This window comes from Gordonia sp. YY1 (genome assembly GCF_009872315.1).
GTDB classification, from domain to species: domain Bacteria; phylum Actinomycetota; class Actinomycetes; order Mycobacteriales; family Mycobacteriaceae; genus Gordonia; species Gordonia amicalis.
In genome coordinates this window covers 324,391-344,213 of the sequence record NZ_WXYI01000002.1, presented here as the reverse complement: position 1 = coordinate 344,213, position 19,823 = coordinate 324,391, and the positions used below count along the sequence as shown (strand labels likewise).

Annotated in this window: 17 protein-coding genes; 4 read left to right on the top strand and 13 right to left on the bottom strand. The window is 69.2% G+C overall.

Annotated elements, in window-relative coordinates; all coding sequences use genetic code 11:
• The 4 genes from BPODLACK_RS23430 to BPODLACK_RS04750 form a co-directional block, all read right to left on the bottom strand.
• A partial coding sequence (locus BPODLACK_RS23430; protein ID WP_236577604.1) for an MFS transporter occupies positions 1 to 351 on the bottom strand: 351 nt, incomplete at its 3' end.
• Positions 352 to 431: 80 nt separating this feature from the next.
• Complete coding sequence (gene cobA, locus BPODLACK_RS04760) at positions 432 to 1,631, bottom strand: uroporphyrinogen-III C-methyltransferase (RefSeq protein WP_035760353.1); 1,200 nt, start codon at positions 1,629 to 1,631, stop codon at positions 432 to 434.
• Between the two features lie 54 nt (positions 1,632 to 1,685).
• On the bottom strand, positions 1,686 to 1,976 hold the full coding sequence (locus BPODLACK_RS04755; protein ID WP_024498433.1) for a hypothetical protein: 291 nt from the start codon (positions 1,974 to 1,976) through the stop codon (positions 1,686 to 1,688).
• Positions 1,973 to 2,968 (bottom strand): acyl-ACP desaturase, encoded by a 996-nt coding sequence (locus BPODLACK_RS04750; protein ID WP_024498432.1) that lies wholly within the window; start codon positions 2,966 to 2,968, stop codon positions 1,973 to 1,975. The genes BPODLACK_RS04755 and BPODLACK_RS04750 overlap by 4 nt, the downstream gene beginning before the upstream one ends.
• A 255-nt stretch (positions 2,969 to 3,223) precedes the next feature.
• Here BPODLACK_RS04750 and BPODLACK_RS04745 point away from each other — a divergent pair, with 255 nt between their 5' ends.
• The gene (locus BPODLACK_RS04745) at positions 3,224 to 3,889 is read left to right on the top strand and encodes a response regulator (RefSeq protein WP_024498431.1); all 666 of its coding nucleotides are present in this window, start codon (positions 3,224 to 3,226) and stop codon (positions 3,887 to 3,889) included.
• Here the strand turns inward: BPODLACK_RS04745 and BPODLACK_RS04740 are convergent.
• Genes BPODLACK_RS04740 through mqo form a run of 6 tightly spaced genes read right to left on the bottom strand, consistent with a single transcriptional unit; the run spans position 3,886 to position 11,558 of the window.
• Complete coding sequence (locus BPODLACK_RS04740; protein ID WP_024498430.1) at positions 3,886 to 5,517, bottom strand: GAF domain-containing sensor histidine kinase; 1,632 nt, start codon at positions 5,515 to 5,517, stop codon at positions 3,886 to 3,888. The genes BPODLACK_RS04745 and BPODLACK_RS04740 overlap by 4 nt on opposite strands.
• A 14-nt stretch (positions 5,518 to 5,531) precedes the next feature.
• Positions 5,532 to 6,983, bottom strand: coding sequence for a cobyrinate a,c-diamide synthase (locus BPODLACK_RS04735; RefSeq protein WP_159404826.1), 1,452 nt, complete (start codon positions 6,981 to 6,983; stop codon positions 5,532 to 5,534).
• A complete protein-coding gene (gene cobO, locus BPODLACK_RS04730; protein ID WP_024498428.1) occupies positions 6,977 to 7,594 on the bottom strand; it encodes a cob(I)yrinic acid a,c-diamide adenosyltransferase in 618 nt (205 codons plus the stop codon). Before cobO ends, BPODLACK_RS04735 begins: the two co-directional genes overlap by 7 nt.
• Before the next feature lie 24 nt (positions 7,595 to 7,618).
• A complete protein-coding gene (locus BPODLACK_RS04725) occupies positions 7,619 to 9,511 on the bottom strand; it encodes a VWA domain-containing protein (protein ID WP_159404825.1) in 1,893 nt (630 codons plus the stop codon).
• Positions 9,508 to 9,999 (bottom strand): GNAT family N-acetyltransferase, encoded by a 492-nt coding sequence (locus tag BPODLACK_RS04720; protein WP_024498426.1) that lies wholly within the window; start codon positions 9,997 to 9,999, stop codon positions 9,508 to 9,510. The genes BPODLACK_RS04725 and BPODLACK_RS04720 overlap by 4 nt, the downstream gene beginning before the upstream one ends.
• Positions 10,000 to 10,031: 32 nt before the next feature.
• On the bottom strand, positions 10,032 to 11,558 hold the full coding sequence (gene mqo / locus BPODLACK_RS04715) for a malate dehydrogenase (quinone) (protein WP_159404824.1): 1,527 nt from the start codon (positions 11,556 to 11,558) through the stop codon (positions 10,032 to 10,034).
• Between the two features lie 150 nt (positions 11,559 to 11,708).
• Between mqo and BPODLACK_RS04710 the strand changes: the two genes are divergently transcribed.
• Positions 11,709 to 12,785, top strand: a complete 1,077-nt coding sequence (locus tag BPODLACK_RS04710) for an alpha/beta hydrolase (RefSeq protein ID WP_159404823.1) — start codon at positions 11,709 to 11,711, stop codon at positions 12,783 to 12,785.
• Positions 12,782 to 14,179, top strand: a complete 1,398-nt coding sequence (gene mtr, locus BPODLACK_RS04705) for a mycothione reductase (RefSeq protein ID WP_159404822.1) — start codon at positions 12,782 to 12,784, stop codon at positions 14,177 to 14,179. Before BPODLACK_RS04710 ends, mtr begins: the two co-directional genes overlap by 4 nt.
• Here the strand turns inward: mtr and BPODLACK_RS04700 are convergent.
• Entirely contained in the window at positions 14,176 to 14,979 is an 804-nt protein-coding gene (locus tag BPODLACK_RS04700) for an alpha/beta fold hydrolase (protein ID WP_006436386.1), read from the bottom strand. The genes mtr and BPODLACK_RS04700 overlap by 4 nt on opposite strands.
• A 13-nt stretch (positions 14,980 to 14,992) precedes the next feature.
• Complete coding sequence (locus BPODLACK_RS04695; RefSeq protein WP_201450591.1) at positions 14,993 to 16,570, bottom strand: cobyric acid synthase; 1,578 nt, start codon at positions 16,568 to 16,570, stop codon at positions 14,993 to 14,995.
• Positions 16,571 to 16,713: 143 nt separating this feature from the next.
• Here BPODLACK_RS04695 and BPODLACK_RS04690 point away from each other — a divergent pair, with 143 nt between their 5' ends.
• Positions 16,714 to 18,912 carry a protein kinase domain-containing protein gene (locus BPODLACK_RS04690; protein ID WP_159404820.1) on the top strand — a complete coding sequence of 733 codons (2,199 nt, stop codon included), beginning with the start codon at positions 16,714 to 16,716 and terminating at the stop codon, positions 18,910 to 18,912.
• A gap of 17 nt (positions 18,913 to 18,929) precedes the next feature.
• Here the strand turns inward: BPODLACK_RS04690 and map are convergent, their stop codons facing one another.
• On the bottom strand, positions 18,930 to 19,793 hold the full coding sequence (map, locus tag BPODLACK_RS04685; RefSeq protein ID WP_006436382.1) for a type I methionyl aminopeptidase: 864 nt from the start codon (positions 19,791 to 19,793) through the stop codon (positions 18,930 to 18,932).
• Between the last annotated feature and the right edge of the window lie 30 nt (positions 19,794 to 19,823).

Here is a 19,823-nt window from a genome sequence, read left to right as displayed (position 1 = left end):
GCCGACGATCAGGCTCGCCTCGTTCCACGCCAGTCCGCAGAGCAGCGAGGTGAGGGTGAACGCCACGACGCCCACCATGAACATCCGCTTGCGACCGAAGGTGTCACCAAGACGGCCGCCCAGCAGCATCAGTCCGCCGAAGGCCAGCACGTAGCTGCTGATGACCCAGTTGGCGCTCGATTCGGAGAGGCTCAGCGCGTCACGGATGCGTGGCAGGGCCAGTGCTGCAACAGTGCCGTCGAGCACCATGAGCAGCTGCATTCCGGACAGCACCAGGATCGGCAGTCCGAAGACCGGACGGAACTGAGAGTTGTCCACAGTTCCAGCGTGCACGGATCCGGGAGTCGACATAAGGCACGACGGTACCGGCCGAGCGCGCCGATGTGCCAATCCCTGTTGGTTCGGTGTCCCCGCTCACCCGATGTGCGGGCTCAGGAGCCCTCGGTGAACCCGGCGACCTGACCGATGACGACGATGGCCGGCGGGCGCAGTCCCTCCGCGGCCGCGACCTCGGCGGCATGCGCGAGGTCGGTGCGCAGCAGGCGCTGCGTCGGCAGGGATCCGTTCTCGATCAGGGCGACCGGGGTGTCGGCGGGCCGGCCGGCCTCGAGCAGGGCGTCGGCGAAGAGGTCGACACGCTCGACGGCCATCATCAGCACGAGTGTGCCGCGCAACCTGCCCATCGCCGACCAGTCGATCAGCGAGTCGGGATGTCCGGGCGGGACGTGGCCGGAGGCGATGACCACCTCGTGGGTGACGCCGCGGTGAGTCACCGGGATGCCGGCCGATGCGGGTGCGGCGATCGAGCTGCTGATGCCGGGCACCACGGTCACCGGCACGCCGGCGGCGACACAGGCCTGCAGCTCCTCGAAGCCGCGGCCGTAGACGTACGGGTCGCCGCCCTTGAGCCGCACGACGAACTTGCCCTCCTTCGCCTTGGTGACGAGGACGTCGTTGATGGCCTCCTGCTTCATCGCGCGTCCGTAGGGCACCTTCGCGGCGTCGATGACCTCGACCTGCGGGCCCAGCTCGGCGAGCAACTCGGGCGGCGCCAGCCGGTCGGCGACCACGACGTCGGCCTCGGCGAGGAGCCGCTGGCCGCGCACCGTGATGAGATCGGGGTCGCCGGGACCGCCACCGACCAGGGCGACACCCGCGGCGTGCGGCGCGGCGTCGGCGATCGACAGCGAACCGTCGGACAGCGCCCGGCTGATCGCGGCGCGCAGTGCCGCCGACAGCTTGTGGTCGCCGCCGGCGAGCACGCCGAACTGTACGTCGCGGTGGCGGCCGGAGGCGGGGGTGACCGCGGTTCCGTACCGGGCGTCGTCGGCGCGCACGCAGAAGGTGTGGCGGCGTTCGGCCTCGGCGACGACGGCCGCGTTGACGTCGGGATCGTCGGTGCACGCCATCGCGTACCACGCTCCGGCGAGATCACCGTCGGCGTACGCACGGCGGGTCACGGTGATGCCCTGGAACGATTCGACGGCCGGTGTGGGGTCGATGGCGATGACGTGTACGTCGGCTCCGGCCGCGATGAGGTTCGGCAGTCGTCGCTGTGCGACGGACCCGCCGCCGACGACGACGACCCTGCGGCCCGCGAGATCGAGGCCGACGAGGTAGTGACCAGACATGGGAGGTGACACTACCGGGCCGAGACCTGGCCCTCGGTGTCCAGCCGGTGTGATCTAGAGCGGCAGCTCGCCGGTGCGGCGGATGTGGCCCCAGATGTCGGCGGCCGGGACGCCGAGCCGATGGGCGGCCGACTGGATCAGCGCACCGAGCAGCTTGGAGCTGAGGTAGGCCGCGTCGAGCGCGTCGTCGGCGCTGGTCCGGATCTCGTTCCACCACGCCGGGTTCCGGTCCGCGGCCGCCTCGGCCATCGAGATCGCCGTGACGAACCCGGAGTCACAACCGCACGCATCCGCGCCCACGGAACTCCCGATCCCATCCATCCCGACCGGCTCCGCGAGAGTCATGCCCGGCTCCGTGCCCGCTCGCGCTGCAGGGCGCGTTCGCGCGACGCCTCGAACTTCTCGACCTTGACGTTCATCTGCTCGAGGAAGTCGGCGAGCAGTTCGCGGTAGTGCTCACCGAGCGGACCGAAGTCGTCGCGCTCGAAGATGCGCCACTTGCGCAGCACCGGCATGACCACCTCGGACATGTGCTGGGGCAGGTCGTAGATACCGCCCTTGGCGATCAGCACCGCGTTGCGCCGGAAGTTCGGCATCGTGGCGCCGGGCATCTGGAAGTTCGACACGATCGCGTAGACGGCGGCCATCGTCTGGTCGGGAACCAGGTCGAGGGCACCGGCCACGATGTTGCGATAGAAGAGCATGTGCAGGTTCTCGTCGGCGGCCACGCGCTGCAGCATGCGGTCGGCGATCGGGTCGCCGCAGGCCTTGCCGGTGTTGCGGTGCGAGACGCGGGTCGCGAGTTCCTGGAAGCTGACATACGCCACGGCGTACAGCATGTCGAAGCTGTGGTCCCGCTGTCCGTCGTCCTCGGGCAGCGGATTGAAACCCGCCGTCATGTGGGCCATCCGGATCTCTTCGAGTTCCACCGGGTCGACGCCGCGGGTGACGACCAGGTAGTCGCGCATGACCACGGAGTGGCGGTTCTCCTCGGCGGTCCAGCGGCCGACCCACCAGCCCCACGCGTCGTCGAGGCTGAAGTTCTGGGCGATGACGCGGTGGTAGGACGGCAGGTTGTCCTCGGTGAGCAGGTTGGTGATCATCGCGGCCTTGGCGGTCTCCGACAGCTGCGACTGTTCGGGGTCCCAGTCGATGCCGCCGAGCATCGCGAAGTTCCGGCCCTCGTCCCACGGCACGTAATCGTGCGGATGCCAGTCCTTGGTCATCCGCATGTGACGCTCCACCTCGGTCTCGCACACGGGTAGCAGTTCGCGCAGCAGGTCCGATCCGGTCATCCCGTTGTCGATCGTTTCGGGGGGTCCGATGAGGGTGGTCACGTGCTCTCCTGGTCCGAAGTTCGGGGTGGACAGGCGGATCGAGAATCCGTCGACAACCACTCTGCTCCCGGAGACGGGTGTTGCTCGTGGGGAGAAAGTCCCGCATCGTTGGGGCCCGACGTCGCGAATCCGGTCGGGACGCTGTCGCCCGCGACACAATGTCACTGTTGCCGGCGACACAATGTCACTGTCGCCGTCGACACAGCACCCGCGTCGTGAGTTCTCGCAGTTGAGACGGTCCGGTACGTTCAGACCATGGCTGACGATTCGACCCCCGCACCGGTCCGCGTCTACCTCGTCGACGACCACGAGCTCGTCCGACGTGGACTCCGCGACCTCCTCGGCACCGCTGACGACATCGAGGTCGTCGGTGAGGCCGCGTCCGTCGGTGAGGCCCTGGTCGGCATCCTCGCGACCAAGCCCGACGTGGCGGTCCTCGACGTCCGTCTGCCCGACGGCAACGGCGTCGAACTCTGTCGCGACGTCCGCGCCGCCGACCCGAACGTGAAGTGCCTGATGCTCACGAGCTATGCCGACGACGACGCCCTGCTCGCCGCGGTCCTCGCCGGCGCGTCGGGCTTCGTGCTCAAACAGATCCTCGGCCACAACCTGGTGGCCGCGGTCCGCACCGTGGGACAGGGCGGTTCGCTGCTCGACGACCGGTCGACCGCTGCCCTGCTGGCCAAGTTGCGCGACGGCAAGCAGGCCGAGAAGGACCCTCTCGAGGAGCTCACCCATCAGGAGCGTGAGGTGTTCAACCTCATCGGGGAGGGTCTGACCAACCGGCAGATCGCCGAACGGATGTTCTTGGCGGAGAAGACGATCAAGAACTACGTGTCCCGCATCCTCGGCAAGCTGGACATGCAGCGCCGAACCCAGGTCGCGGTGATGGCGACCAAACTCCGCGACCCCAAGGACTAGCCGATCAACGGCACCGACCAGGTGAGTGTTGTCCCGCCCTCGTCGCGGTTGCCGCGCGGACGGGTGACCACGCTGAACGTCCCGTCGCACTCCTCGGCGCGCCGGGTCAGGTTCTCCAGACCGCGGTAGGTGACGTCGGTGCCGATGCCGACGCCGTCGTCGGTGATCTCGACGGTCAGCACGTCGTCGGCTCGGACCGCCACCGCGATGTGGTCGGCCTGCGCATGGCGCAAGGCGTTGCTGAGCCCTTCGCGCAGCACCGCGTCGATGTGCGGTCCCAGCGTGTCCGGCACCACGGTGTCGACAGGACCGTCGAACTCGACGCTCGGCGAGATCGACGCATGCCCGGACAATTCGGAGACGATGTCGAGGACGCGCCGACGCAGGGTCGAACCGTCGGCGTTGGCCGTCGCCGTCTGAAGATCGAAGATCGAGGTCCGGATCTGCGCGATCGTGCGATCGAGGTCGGTCATGATCTGTTCGAGACGCGCGGTGGCGGCAGCGGGATCGGTCGATCCGGCCAGCAGGGTCTGCACCGACATGCCGACCGCGAAGAGCCGCTGGATGACGTGGTCGTGGAGATCCCGCGCGATGCGGTGGCGGTCCTCGAGCACCTCGAGATCGCGGGCGATCTGCTGCTGTTCGGCGTAGACCACCGCCAGCGAGGCGATCTCGGCGACACCGGCCAGTCCGGCGATCTCCTCCTCGTCCCAGTACGGCCGGTCACGATGGGTGATGAGCATCCAGCCGAACGCTCCCGACGCGCGCTGCAGCGGTTGCACCGACGTCCAACGGGCCCCGCGGCGAACCAGCGACGGCGCGATCGAGCCCGCGCGCAGAACGGCCAGGGCGTTCGCCGGCGGTGCGGTGAAGCTGTCGATCTCGAGACGGTCACCGGTGTGACCACGCAACTCCACCTCGCCGTCGAGTTCGGTGACGAGGAAGACGTCGACCGCGCCCACCAGGTCGGCGACGTCGACACACATCCGGGACATGGTGTCGGACAACGCGATACCGGCCAGTGGTTCCGAACCGCGACGGGCCAGCACCTGCATCCAGCGATGCCGGGTCCGCGCGCGTTCGAAGAGTCCGGCGTTGTCGATGGCGATTCCCGCGGCCACCGCGAGTACGGCGACGACCGTCTCGTCGACCTCGGAGAAGTCGTCGGCCGAACGCTTCTCGGTTAGGTAGATGCTGCCGAACACCTCGCCGCGCACCAGGATCGGCGCACCGAGAAAGGTGTGCATGGGCGGGTGATTCGGCGGGAACCCGACCGAGGTCGGATGTGCGCCGAGGTCGTGGATGCGGTGCAGTCGTGGGTCGTCGATCAACAGTCCCAGTACGCCCCGGCCCACCGGCAGATGCCCCATCGTCGCCCGCTGCGCATCGGTGATCCCGATGTGGACGAACTCGCTGAGCCCCCCGTCGGGACCGCGCACACCCAGCGCTCCGTACTGCGCATCCACCAGACCGGCGGCCACCTCGACGATGCGCTGCAACGCGCGGTCGAGTTCGACGCCCTGCCCGACGACCAGCACGGCCTCGAGGAGCTGACGCAGCAGATCGGGATCGTCGGCACCGTGGGTGGCCAACGCGTCAAGGGTCTCGCGCAGTCGGCGTGCCGTCATCGGGGAACCTGCGTCTAACAGTTGGTCGGCATCGTGCACGATTTGGAGCCTACTCGGACCAGGAAGCGGTGCAGCGCCTCCGGGATGGCCGCCGGATGCAGATGCAGATACGACGCGTGGACCGCGGCGGTGATGACGCCGTCCGTGGCGCCTCGACCTTCGGCATCGCGCCACGCCCATGCGGGCGTCGCTGCTCCCTCCCCGGTCGTCACGGTGCTGCGGTGGAACTCGTGCCCGGTGACGCGCTCCCCGGCACGGAACAGCACCGAGTCGGACACGGCCACCGCGTCGCGGTAACCCAGCGTCAGCCTCGGCCCGAAGCTGCCGGCGATGTCGAGGACACCGCTCATGGGACGTCCGTCGAGGTGTTCGGCCAGATAGATCAGACCCGCGCATTCGGCATGGACGGGCCGACCGGCAGCCGCGTGCGCACGCAGGTCGGCACGCAGCTCGACGTTGGCGCCGAGTTCCTCGGCGTGCTCCTCGGGGAAGCCACCACCGATGACGACTCCGGCGGTATCCGGCGGAAGTCGGTCACAGAGTGGGTCGAAGGCGACCACCTCGGCGCCCGCGGCACGCAGCATCTCGGCGTGTTCGGCATAACCGAAGGTGAACGCCGCTCCCCCGGCCACCGCGATGATCGGCCGGGCGGACGGGCTCGAGGTTCCGTCCTGTGGTGCGTAGGGCGCAAGGGCGTCGGCTGCCGACCAGGGCGCGGCGTCGGGACTCCGGCGCTGCCGCGCTGCCGCCACTATCGCCGGGAGGTCGAGGGAGTCCCGCAGGTGATGGGTCATCGACGCCACCGCGGCGACCGCGTCGGCGCTGCGTTCGGCCGCGGGGATGAGTCCGAGGTGGCGGGACGGCACGGTCAGGGACGGATCGCGTCGCACCACTCCGAACACCGGAACACCGACGCGGGCGCACGCCTGGCGCAGCACCATCTCGTGCCGCGGCGAGCCGACCCGGTTGAGGATGACCCCGGCGATGTGCACCGAGGAGTCGTAGGACAGGAACCCGTGCAGCACTGCGGCGAGGGACTGGCTGTGTCCGCCGGCGTCGACGACCAGCACGACGGGCGCACCGATGATCGACGCCACGTGCGCGGTCGAGCCGATGCCCAGCGCGTCGGTGCCGGCTGCGCCGACCTCATCGCCGGTGATCCGGCCGTCGAACAGGCCCATCACCCCTTCCACGACGGCGATGTCGGCGCCGGCCGAGCCATGGGCGAACAGGGGCGCGATCAGGTCCTCGCCCACCAGGTTCGGGTCCAGGTTGCGGCCCGGACGCCCGGCGGCGACGGCGTGATAGCCGGGGTCGATGTAGTCGGGACCGACCTTGAACGGTGCCACCCGGTGACCGGCCGCGCGCAACGCGCCGATGAGGCCGGTCGTCACCGTCGTCTTGCCGCTGCCCGACGACGGCGCGGCGATCACGACGGTGGGCACTCCGCCCGCGGCCGCTACCACTCGATGCCCTTCTGACCCTTACGGCCGGCATCCATCGGGTGGGCGATCTTGCGCATCTCCGTCACGAGGTCCGCGGCATCGATCAGCTTCTGCGGCGCGCGTCGGCCGGTGATGACGACGTGCTGACGCCCGGGGCGGCGGGCGAGGGTCTCGACGACCTCATCGGTGTCGACCCAACCCCAGTCGAGTGGGTAGGTGAACTCGTCCAGGACGTAGAAGTCGTGTTCGCCGGCGTCGAGCCGCCGGGCGATCTCGGCCCAGCCGGCTCGCGCCGCGGCGGCGTGGTCGTCGGCGTGCTCGGTGTTGGCCCGCAACCACGACCAGCCCTGGCCCATCTTGTGCCACTCGACCGGACCGCCCGCGCCGGTGTCGGTGTGACACTGCCCGAGGGTCAGCAACGCCGACTCCTCCCCGACCTTCCACTTGGCACTCTTGACGAACTGGAAGACGGCGACCCGCATCCCGGCGTTCCAGGCGCGCATCGCCATCCCGAACGCGGCGGTGGATTTCCCCTTCCCGTCTCCGGTGTGGACGGCGAGAACCGGCTGGTTACGACGCTGGCGCGTGGTCAGACCGTCGTCGGGAACCGACGCGGGAACCCCCTGAGGCACTGGTTGTCTCCTTCTTCGGCGGACTCAGGCCGCGCCGCGCGTCAGCGCGGTCGCGGACAGCTCGTCCATGGTCAGCAACTCAGCGCCGAGGTGTCCGGCGAGGTCGGCGGCGAGACCGAGTCGCACCATCCCCTGCTCGCAGTCGACGACCACCGACTCGATCCCGCGGCGCCGGATCACCGACGCCGCAAGCCGCGCGCGTGCGGGTGCGTCCCGGCCCGACGTGGCCCGACCGTCGGTGAGGACCACCAGGAGCGGTCGCCGGTTCGGCTCGGTGCGCCGGCAGCGTTCGACGACGTCACCGGCCAGCGTCAGCCCCTCGGCCAGCGGCGTACGGCCACCGGTACGGATCTCGGCGAGGCGGCGCACCGCGATGTCCACCGACTTGGTGGGCGGCACGGCCAGCGTCGCCGAACCGCCGCGGGCGACGACGACGGCGACCCGGTCGCGACGCGTGTAGGAATCCCGCAGCATCTCCACGCACAGTTCCGCGACCGCGGTGAGCCGACGCCGGGCGGTCATCGAACCGCTCAGGTCCACCACGAAGACAACGAGATTCGCCTCCTGTCCGATACGCTCGGCGGAGCGCAGGTCGGGTGCGGCGATCCGGACCGACGACTGCGGTGCCCGACCTGCCGCGGCGAGCACGGTGGCGAACAGGTGCACCGGCCGGCCGTCCTCGAAGTCGACCGCGTGGATGGTGTGGCCGCGCCGGCTGCGCGCCTTCGACCGGCGTCCCGGGTCTCCGTCCCCCACCCCGGAGACGCGGAGTGCGCGTACGCGACGCCCCGTCGGCCTCGGCGCGGCACCGAAGGCGGGCCCCGGCGCCGGTTGCGACTGCGTTTCCGAATCCGAATGCGCCTCAGAGGTTTCCGAAGGATCACCAGGCGCGGGCGCGCCACCGTCCGGGCCGCCCCCGGGTGAGGTCGGGTCGTCGTCGGGAGGTTCGGGGGATTCGGGACCGGCGGCATCCTGACCGGCCGACATCGCGTCGTCGAGCTGGTCGGTGGACAGGCCGGATTCGTCGAACGGGTTGCGGCGCCTGCGGTGCGGCAGGGCGAGTTCGACGGCGGCCCGCACGTCCTCCTCGGACACCGTGGTCGCCCCGCGCCAGGCCGCGTGTGCGGCGGCGGTCCGCGCCACGACGATGTCGCCGCGGAGCCCGTCGACGTCGAGGTGCGCGCAGATGCCTGCGATCCGGCGCAGCTCACGCGTCGGGACCTCGACCCCGCCCACCGCTCGGCGGGCCTCGTCGATCCGCTGTGCGAGTTCGTGTTCGGTGGCGAGGTGTTCCGCCGCGAACCCGGCCGGGTCGGCGTCGAACGCCATCCGCCGCCGGACGACCTCGACTCGTTCGTCGAGGTCCTTACCGGCCGCGACGTCGACCGCCAGACCGAAGCGGTCGAGCAGCTGCGGGCGCAGCTCTCCCTCTTCCGGGTTCATCGTGCCGACAAGCACGAAATCTGCTGCCTGCGTGTGGGAAACACCGTCCCGCTCGATGGTCACGCGTCCGCTGGCCGCGGCGTCGAGCAGGACGTCGACGAGATGATCGGCGAGGAGGTTGACCTCGTCGATGTAGAGGACGCCCCGATGCGCTCGGGCGAGAAGTCCCGGGGTGAACTCCGCGCGGCCGTCGCGCAGCACGGAGGTCAGGTCGAGTGAACCGATCACGCGGTCCTCGGTGGCCCCGATCGGCAGTTCGACGACGCGCCCCGACCGGTCGTCGCCACCGATCAGCGGTCCGAGCCCGCGCACGATCGTCGACTTGGCGGTCCCCTTCTCGCCGCGGATGAGGACGCCGCCGATGCCCGGTGAGATCGCGGACAGGATGAGGGCGAGCTTGAGCCGGTCCTGCCCGACGACCGCACTGAACGGGTAGCGGACCGGTACCGGGGTCTGCTCGGAGATCTCGGTCATCGCGAACCGGGGCGGAGCATCGACACGTGTGGGATCCCGTCTTCGAGGTATTCGTCGCTGTCGGCGACGAATCCGAACTTTCCGTACATCTCGGTCAGATAGGCCTGTGCCTCGATCCGGCAGGGGTGCTCGCCGACCTCGTCCAGCGCGGCAGTCAGGAGCCGGGAGACCAGACCGCGGCCACGATGCGCGCGTTCCGTACAGGCACGGCCGATCCGGTACACGGGCCCACCGTCGGCACCCGGCGGCTCGTCGAGGAGGCGCAGGGTCGCCAGCACGACGTCACCGTCAGCGCTGTCGGTGATCCAGAACTGGCGGGTCGTCGGCTCCAGGTCACGCCCGTCGAGTTCCGGGTACGGACAGGCCTGCTCCACGACGAAGACGTCGACCCGAAGCCTCAGGATGCGATACAGCGTCGCCGCGTCGATGTCGGCAGCCGTACTGCGATGTACCTGTGGTCGCTGATGTTCCTGCGGTTGCGGGCTCATGTGTCGTGGTTAGCACAGATGGCCGCCGCGGATCACCCCGCGGTGGCGGGGGCGAGCGCGTCGGTCTCGACGGTGCTCGCGTCACGACCGGTCAGCCGCAGCGACTTGTTGGTCCAGTCCCACACCTGTCGGTACAGGTCACGGTTGCCATTGAGCTTCTGACCGAACGACGGGATGAGCTCGGTCAGCTTCGACGACCAGCCGGCGTACTCGGCCGGGAAGCACTTCTCGAGCACCGACAGCATCGCCGGGACCGCGGTCGAGGCGCCGGGGGACGCACCGAGTAGGCCGGACATGGTGCCGTCCTCGGAGGTCACGACGGCCGTACCGAACTCGAGCTTGCCGCCGACACCCGTCTTGCGGATCACCTGGACACGCTGGCCGGCGGTGATGAGCTCCCAGTCCGCGCCGAGCGCACGCGGCACGAACTCCGACAGCGTGTTGACGCGATCGGCCTTGTTCGCGGCGAGCTCGCCGATGAGGTACTTGAGCAGACCGAACTCCTGCGGCGCGATCGACACCATCGGCAGCAGGTTGCCCGGTTTGATCGAGGCAGGGAGGTCGGTGATCTTGCCGGACTTGAGGAACTTGGGCGACCAACCGGCGTACGGGCCGAACAGCAGACCCGGTTTGTGGTTGATGACGCGCGTGTCGAGGTGGGGCACCGACATCGGCGGCGCACCGACGGCGGCCTGACCGTAGACCTTGGCCTGGTGCTCGCCGATCAGTTCGGGGTTGGTGCAGCGGAAGAACTCACCCGACACCGGGAAGCCGCCGAAGCCCTTGGCCTCCTTGATGCCCGACTTCTGCAGCAGGTGGAGCGCACCGCCGCCGGCACCGACGAAGACGAACTTCGCGTGGACCTTCAGGGTGTCTCCGGTGCGACCGTTGCGGACCTTGACGATCCAGCTGCCGTCGGACTGCTTCGAGAGGTTGGTCACCGAGTGACCGAAGTAGATGTCGGCACCCTGCGCGACGTAGTTGAGCAGCTGCTGGGTGAGCGCACCGAAGTCGACGTCGGTGCCCTGGTCGAACCAGTTCAGCGCGACCGGGTCGGAGAAGTCGCGACCGGCCGACATGAGCGGGAGACGCTTCGTGAACTCGGCGGGGTCGTCGATGAACTCCATGCCCTCGAACAGGGTCTGGCCGGCGAGGTTGTCGTAGCGCTTGCGCAGGTACTTCACGCCGGCGTCGCCGTGGGTGAAGGCGACGTACGGGATCGGATTGATGAACTCCGAGGGATCACCCAGGATGCCGTTGTCGACAGCATGTGCCCAGAACTGGCGCGACACCTGGAACTGCTCGTTGATGTTGAGCGCCTTGGTGATGTCGACGTCGCCGTCGGCGGTCTTGGGGGTGTAGTTGAGCTCGCAGAGCGCCGAGTGACCGGTACCGGCGTTGTTCCACGGGTCGCTGCTCTCGGCGGCGGCCGCGTCGAGCCGTTCGAACAGGCTGATCGACCAATCGGGCTGCAGCTGCCGGAGCAGCGCTCCCAGGGTGGCACTCATGATGCCCGCACCCACCAACGCCACATCGGTCTTGATCACCGTTTTCGACACCTGGACTCCACTTCAAGCTGATCAACGATCTTTTCATCGGCCATTGTCCAGCATGGCACGTTCTGTCACAGAATCGAGCTGCTCAACTGTGGTATCCGCGACACCCCGACGGGCCCATGGACCCGCGGGCAGGTCACTAAGCTGGCTGCTGTGAGCGTATCCACAGGCACCGGCTGGCAACCCGACCGCTTCCTGGACCACTACCAACTCCGCACGATCTCGCTGGGCGACGATCCGGACGGGGAATCCCCCGTCACCGCGACCCTGATCCGCCGTGCCGAGACGGGTGCGCGGATCGCGGGTCACCGCCCCGTGGCCGGCGCGGTGCTCTATGTCCACGGCTTCACCGACTACTTCTTCCACGAGCCGCTGGCCGATTTCTTCACCGACCGCGGCTATGCGTTCTATGCGATCGACCTGCGCAAATGCGGACGGTCGCGGGAGGCGCACCACACCGCCCACTTCACCACGGATCTCGCCCGCTACGACGAGGAGCTCGGCCTCGCACTGGCGCTGATCGCCGACGAGGTGGGTGCGGACACCCGCATGATCATCGCCGGACATTCGACCGGTGGCCTGATCACCGCGCTGTGGCTGGACCGGTTGCGTGAGCAGAACCCGGACCGCCACGCCCTCGTCGACGGCCTGCTGCTCAACTCACCGTGGCTCGATCTCCAGGGTGATGCGGTGCTGCGGACGCTGCCGGTGACGATGCTCATCAAGGCGATCGCCGCGGTGTCCCCGACCCGGGTGATCCCGCAGGAACTGTCCTCGGCATATGGCGAGAGTCTCCACGAGAGTGCGTACGGCGAGTGGACCTACGACCTCGCCCTCAAACCGATGGGCGGCTTCCCCGTCACCTTCGGTTTTCTCAACGCGGTCCGCAGCGGGCAGCGTCACCTGCATCACGGTATCGACGTCGGCACACCGACGCTCGTATTACGTTCGGACAAGACACATTTCGCGAAGACCTATTCGGCGTCCACCGATCGCGCCGACGCCGTGCTCGACGTCCGGCAGATCGCCCGCTGGAGCGGATGCCTCGGGGGACGCGTGTCGACCGTCCCCATCCCCGACGCCCGCCACGACGTTTTCCTCTCTGTGACGCACGCACGTGAACAGGCCTATCGCGAGGTCGACACCTGGCTGACGCACACCATCCGTCCGGCCACCGACTCATCCGACACCGACGCATCGGAACCCACCAGAAAAGAGAGCTTCCTATGACCGCCACGCAGGTCGTCGACCTGGCCATCATCGGCTCCGGCAGCGGCAACTCCATCCCCGACGAGCGCTACGCCGACACGACGATCGCCATCTTCGAGGAGGGGGTGTACGGCGGCACCTGTCTCAACGTCGGATGCATCCCGACCAAGATGTTCGTCTACGCGGCCGAGGTCGCCGAGGTCGCCACGCAGGGCGCGCGGCTCGGCGTGCACGCCAAGGTCGACTCGGTGGACTGGCCCGGCATCGTCGAGCGCGTCTTCGGGCGGATCGACCCGATCTCCGAGGGCGGCAAGGAGTATCGCGTCGACCGGTGCGAGAACATCACCGTCTACAGCTCGCACGTGGAGTTCGACGGCCGTGACGAGGACGGCCGCTACCGTCTCGTCACCGCGGACGGCGCGACGGTTCTCGCTCGCGAGGTCGTCCTGGCCGCCGGTTCACGGCCGGTCATCCCGCCGGTCATCGCCGACTCCGGCGTGAAGTACTACACCAACAACGACGTCATGCGGCTCCCGGAGCTGCCCGAGCGGCTGATCATCGTCGGAAGCGGTTACATCGCAGCCGAATTCGCGCACGTCTTCGGCGCGCTCGGAGCCAAGGTGTCGATCATCGCCCGCGGACCCGCCCTGCTGCGCAAGCAGGATGCCGACATCTCCAACCGCTTCACGCAGGTGGCCAAGGACAAGTGGGACGTCCACCTCCACGCCGGGATCTCGGGTGCGGAGAACCTGTCCGACGGCGGCGTACGCCTACATCTCGCTGACGGGGCCCACCTGGAGGCCGACGTCCTGCTCGTCGCGACCGGCCGAAAGCCCAACGGCGACCGCCTCAATCTGTCCTCGATCGGCGTCGAACTCGACGAGGAGGGTCGCGTGCGCTGCGACGTCCACGGCCGCACCGCCGCGCGCGGGGTCTGGACGCTCGGCGACGTCAGCTCGCCGTATCAGCTCAAGCACGTCGCCAACCACGAGGAGCGGGTGGTGCAGGCCAACCTGCTGAAGGGGTGGGACGCCGACGATCTCATCGAGTTCGACCATCGATTCGTCCCCGCAGCCGTCTTCACGCACCCGCAGATCGCTTCGGTCGGGCTGACCGAGGACGAGGCACGCGACGCCGGGTACGACATCACGGTGAAGGTCCAGGCCTACGGCGACGTCGCCTACGGCTGGGCGATGGAGGACACCACCGGGTTCTGCAAGGTGATCGCCGAACGCGGCACCGGCAAGATCCTCGGCGCGCACATCCTCGGCCCGCAGGCGCCGACCGTGATCCAGCCCGTCATCCAGGCGATGTCCTTCGGCCAGACCGCGCTCGAGGTCGCCAAGGGCCAGTACTGGATTCACCCGGCGATGCCCGAGGTCCTCGAGAACGCGCTCCTCGGCCTGGAGATCTAGAACACCGTCGACCGCAGGGCGATCTCGCTGGCGAGGGCCGCGGGGGCGTTCTGCGGGATCCAGTGGTCGACGCCGGCGAGTTCGCAGAACCGGAAATCGGAGTAGGCGTATCGGCCGCTGCCCTGCGCCTGCTCCCGGCCGAGCGCGGGGTCGGCGTCGCTCCAGAGCAGGGTCGTCGGGATCTCCACCGGCGGGCACGCCATGGTTCCCTTGATGTCGCCGACGAAGTTGGCCCGGTACCAGTTCAGCGCAGCTGTCAGCGCGCCCGGTTCACGCAACGGGGCGAGTTCGTCGGCGGTCACACCGGCGGCCCGCAGCTTCGCACCGTCGTCGGCGAGCAGCTTCTCCTCGGCGCCATCGGCGACGAAATCGAGGATGTACGAGGATCGTTCGCGCTGATCGCTCGCCGCGAGTGCGTCCCGCATCGCCGACGGATGGCCGGTGCTCGCGACCACGAGCCCGGTGAATCGGTCGGGGTACTTGCCGGCGAGATGCCACGCGACGATGCCGCCCCAGTCGTGTCCCACGAGGATCGCGTAGCCCACCTTCAGTTCGTCGAGCACCCCGATGACGTCGGACACCAGGTGGCTGAGGTGATAGTCCTCGACGGCCGGCGGTCGCGCGCCCGGGCTGTAACCGCGCTGGTTCAGGACCAGCGTGCGCAGACCCGATTCGTGGAGTCGGGGAAGCACCGCGTCGTAGCAGGTTCCGTTGACCGGGAATCCGTGAAGCAGCAGGACCCAGGGGCCCTGATCCGGACCCCCGATCCGGACGTCGAAGGTGAGGCCGTTGACGGTCACCTGACGCTGATCTTCAGTCATTGGGCCACGATAGCGTCTGGGACCGGCCGGTGCGGTCGTCGAGTCGGTGGCGGATGACCGGCGCCGAGACCGGCGGTCCGTTCGCTATGAGATGCATCACCGCGTCGAGGTCGAGGTGCTCGCTCACCAGGTCCGCCATCGTGTCGACCTGACGTCGTCGGATCGCCTCCACTTCGGTGTCCCCGGCGACCCGGAAGTCTGCGACCCCGGCTTCGGCGGCCACCTCGGTGAGCAGCCGGCGGCGGAATGCGTCATTGGCCAGCAGTCCGTGCCAGTGTGTCCCGCGGACCGCACCTCGCACGGCCCCCTCCGGCCCGGCGGCGTCGTCGACGATCCAGGTGTCCTCCCGCGACCCGACGACGCGTCCGTGATGTATCTCGTAGCCGCCGATGGCCTCTCCCCCGCCGCCGGTGCCGGTGACCTGCCGCAACGTCTTGTCGGCCGCGAAGGCGATGTCGAGGTCGAACACGCCGAGTCCGTCGACGCGGCCACGGCCGGATTCGATCGCGTCGTCGATGGTGCGGGCCAGCATCTGGAAGCCGCCGCAGACGGCGATGATCGGGGCACCTCGTGCCGCGCGGTCGGTGACCGCGTCGGCGATTCCGCGATCGCGCATCCAGGTCAGGTCTGCGACCGTGGCGCGGGTACCGGGGATCACCACCAGGTCCGCCGCGGCGACGCTACCCGGGTCGTCGACCCAGGTGACGTCGACGCCGGGTTCGCAGGCGAGCGCCTCGACATCGGTGGAGTTGGAGATCCGCGGCAACCGGATCGCGGCAACGCGGAGCCGCGCGCGTGAACGAGCCGGCTCGAGCGGGGGGCCGACCCGCCGCCCGACGGGTGCGGACAGGGAGTCCTCGGCATCGAGCCAGAGATCGTCGGCGAACGGCACGACGCCGAGTGTGGGACGCCCGGTGATCGCCCGGACCTGCTGTAGTCCGGGTTCGAGAATCGTCGGGTCGCCGCGGAACTTGTTGATGACGTAACCCGCGATCAGCGCCTGATCGGCGGGTTCGAGGATCGCGGTGGTACCGAACAGCGAGGCCAGGGAACCGCCGCGATCGATGTCGGTGACCAGCAGCACCGGGAGTCGTGCGGCTCGGGCGAGGCCCATGTTGGCGATGTCGCTGTCGCGGAGGTTGATCTCGGCGACCGATCCCGCGCCCTCGCAGAGAACGACGTCGAAGTCGCGGCGGAGCGCGGCCAGCTCCTCGGCGACTACTTCACGCAGCCGAGACCGCCAGGTCAGGTAGTCGCGCGCGCCGACGTCACCGGCGGGACGCCCGCGCAGCACCACGTGCGAACGACGGTCGCTGCCGGGTTTCAGCAGGACGGGATTGAAGCGCGTCGAGGGTTCGAGGCCACAGGCGAAGGCCTGCAGCGCCTGGGCGCGTCCGATCTCACCACCGTCGGGGGTGACCACGGAATTGTTCGACATGTTCTGCGCCTTGAACGGCGCGACCCGGACACCGTCGCGCGCCAGGGCACGGCACAGGCCTGCGACGACGAGACTCTTGCCGGCGTCACTGCTGGTCCCGCCAATCAGCAACGCCCCACCGAGATCGGCCACCACGACAGCGTAGTGGTGGCGTCGTTCACACGAACCACCACTCGCCTCGCAACCCGCCCACGCTGGTTACAGTGACGTCAACGCCTGCGAGGGCGCGGTCGGGAGAGCCCGTCAGGGCAGGTCGGGAACGGGGGTCGTCGGGCGTGCAGATCGTGGAACCCGGAGCGACGTTCGCCGGGTATCGCGTCATCTCTCTGCTGGGACGCGGCGGCATGGGTCAGGTCTGGCTCGTCGAACATCCGACACTGGGCCGCCGTGAGGCCCTGAAGATCATCTCGCCCAACCCCTCGGACCCGAGCTTCCACGAGCGGTTCCGCAACGAGGCCCGTACCGCGGCGGCCCTCGATCATCCGGGCATCGTCACCGTCTACACCCACGGTGTGGAGAACGGCAGCCCGTGGTTCTCGATGACCTACCTCGATGGCAAGGACCTGACCGGCGCCGGTCCGATGCCCGTCGACGACGTCGTCACCATCGCCGGCCGCGTGGCCGACGCCCTCGATCACGCACACGGTCAGCGGGTCATCCACCGAGACATCAAGCCGGCGAACATCGTCGTCGCCCGCGGACCGGATGGCCGCATCAGCCGCGTGACCGTCCTCGACTTCGGCATCGCCCGCCTCGTCGACGGGAACAAGATGACGGCGACCAACCTGTTCGTGGGCACGCTGGCCTACGCCGCTCCCGAACTGCTCACCGGAGAGGCCGCGATCCCCGCCTCGGACCAGTACGCCCTGGCCTGCACCACCTTCCAGCTCCTCACCGGCAGTCAGCCGTTCCCGGGCACGACGCCGATGGCACTCATCTCCGGCCACGTGAACTCGCCCGCACCCCGGCCCTCGGACCACGATCCGGCACTGGCACACCTCGACGCGGTCTTCGCCCGGGCGCTGGCCAAACGGCCCGGCGACCGGTATGCGTCGTGCGCAGAGTTCGCGACCGCACTCGAGCAGGCAGCCGCGACCGGCCCGCGCCGAGCCGCGCCCACCACCCCGGCGCCGGCGTTTCCACCACGGGCCCAGCCACCCGCGCAGCGCTACCCCCAGACCCGGCAACCCCCTCGGACGCATCCGCTCGGCTACAACCCGCACACGCCCGCCCCGGCCTTCGCCGGCGGCTTCACCCCGCCGCCGGGGGGCCCACCCCGGCCGCAGAAGCGAACGGGATTGTTCGTGGGTGTCGGGGTGGGTGCGTTCGTCCTCGTCGTGGCGCTCGTCGTCACCGCGATCGCACTTCTCGGTTCCGACGACGCCCCCGCAAGCACGGCCTCGGGGGCGTCGACGGCCGCGAGTTCCTCGACCGGCGGATCATCCAGCACCACACCGGGTTCGGGCGGTGACTTCGAGTCCATCGCCTCCAGCGGCGACAGCACCTGCGCGGTGCGTGGCGGCGAGCTGTTCTGCTGGGGCGGGAACCAGTACGGCACGCTCGGCGACGGCTCCACGACGGACCGCTCGCGACCGGCGAAGGTGTCCGGCGTCGACGACGTGTCGGCGGTCAGCATGGGTGGCCTCGGCAAGACCTGCGCGATCGCCGCGGGTGACCTGTACTGCTGGGGCCACGGCGCGGGGCAGTCCGGCCGGCCGGTCACGCTGCCGACCAAGGTGTCCGGTCTCGGCGACGTGAGCGCGGTGTCGGTCGGCCTCACCACCTGCGCGATCAGTTCGGGTGACCTGTACTGCTGGGGGAACAACCTCAACGGGCAGACCGGCGCGGGCACCGGCGCGTCGGTCCCGGTGCCGACGCGGGTCGCTGGCCTGTCCGACGTGACGGCGGTCTCGTCCGCGCACACGACGACCTGTGCCATCGCGGCGGGATCCGCCTACTGCTGGGGCAACAACGCCGACGGGCAGGTCGGCGACGGCACCACCACCAACCGGGCGGTTCCGACGAAGCTCGACCTCGATTCCCCCACCTCGATCAGCACGAGTCTCTACTCGACCTGTGCGGTCGCCGACGGCTCGGGCGGCGCCTCGGGCACCGTCTTCTGCTGGGGGGAGAACGAGTCCGGGCAGCTCGGCGACGGCACCGAGGTCAACCGGCTGCAGCCGACGCCGATCGACGTGCGCGGCGTGACGCAGGTCTCGACCGCGGGTTACGGCTCGTGCGTCGCGGCGGGCGGTTCCGTCTACTGCTGGGGTTCGCGGAGCGCGCTTCCCGACCACGCGCCGGACCGGGTCAACGGATTGTCCGGCGTCACCGCGATCACCACCGGCTCGGCCAACGTGTGCGCCGTCGCCGGTTCCGGGATGTACTGCTGGGGACTCAACGGCAAGGGCCAGCTCGGCAACGGCACCACCACGACGAGCAACGAGCCGCAGGCCGTGCGCTTCCCTGCCTGATCAGGCGTGACCCCGGATCAGGCGTCCGGCAGGGTCAGGATCTCCGCGCCGTCCTCGGTGACCACGAGGGTGTGCTCGAACTGCGCGGTCCACTTCCGGTCCGCGGTGACGACCGTCCAGCCGTCGTCCCACATCTCCCAGGCCAGCCCGCCGAGGTTGATCATCGGCTCGATGGTGAACACCATGCCCGGTTCGAGGACGGTGTCGACGTTGGGTTCGTCGTAGTGCAGCACGACGAGCCCGTTGTGGAAGGTCTCCCCGATGCCGTGACCGGTGAAGTCACGGACGACTGTGTAGCCGAAGCGGTTCGCGTACGACTCGATGACTCGTCCGACGACGTTGAGTTCGCGACCCGGCTTGACCGCCTTGATCGCCCGCTCGGTGGCGATGCGGGTGCGCTCGACGAGATCGACGACCTCCTGCTCGACGTCCCCGGCGAGGAAGGTCGCATTGGTGTCGCCGTGGACGCCGTCGATGTAGGCGGTGACGTCGATGTTGACGATGTCGCCGTCGGCGATGACGGTCGAATCCGGGATGCCGTGACAGATCACCTCGTTGAGCGACGTGCAGCACGACTTCGGGAAGTCCTTGTAGCCCAGCGTCGACGGGTAGGCGCCGTGATCGACCATGTACTCGTGGGCGATCCGGTCGAGTTCATCGGTCGTCACGCCGGGTGCGACGGCCTTGCCCGCCTCGGCGAGCGCATTGGCGGCGATCTTGCCGGCGAGGCGCATCTTCTCGATGGTCTCGGGGGTCTGCACCCATGGTTCGTGTCCCTCGGCGACCGTCGGCTTCCACACGTACTCCGGCCGCTCGATGGAGTCGGGCACGGTCCGGATCGGCGTAGGGGTACCGGGAGTCAGGGCGCTGCGAACTGGCATGCGACCACTTTATCCACCTCCTCCGAAGCG

What these genes read in the sequence shown, in the direction of transcription:
- cobA (WP_035760353.1), bottom strand. Translation starts at nt 1,631, where the DNA reads ATGTCTGGTCACTACCTCGTCGGCCTCGATCTCGCGGGCCGCAGGGTC.
- BPODLACK_RS04755 (WP_024498433.1), bottom strand. Translation starts at nt 1,976, where the DNA reads ATGACTCTCGCGGAGCCGGTCGGGATGGATGGGATCGGGAGTTCCGTG.
- BPODLACK_RS04745 (WP_024498431.1), top strand. Translation starts at nt 3,224, where the DNA reads ATGGCTGACGATTCGACCCCCGCACCGGTCCGCGTCTACCTCGTCGAC.
- BPODLACK_RS04740 (WP_024498430.1), bottom strand. Translation starts at nt 5,517, where the DNA reads ATGACGGCACGCCGACTGCGCGAGACCCTTGACGCGTTGGCCACCCAC.
- BPODLACK_RS04725 (WP_159404825.1), bottom strand. Translation starts at nt 9,511, where the DNA reads ATGACCGAGATCTCCGAGCAGACCCCGGTACCGGTCCGCTACCCGTTC.
- BPODLACK_RS04720 (WP_024498426.1), bottom strand. Translation starts at nt 9,999, where the DNA reads ATGAGCCCGCAACCGCAGGAACATCAGCGACCACAGGTACATCGCAGT.
- mtr (WP_159404822.1), top strand. Translation starts at nt 12,782, where the DNA reads ATGACCGCCACGCAGGTCGTCGACCTGGCCATCATCGGCTCCGGCAGC.
- map (WP_006436382.1), bottom strand. Translation starts at nt 19,793, where the DNA reads ATGCCAGTTCGCAGCGCCCTGACTCCCGGTACCCCTACGCCGATCCGG.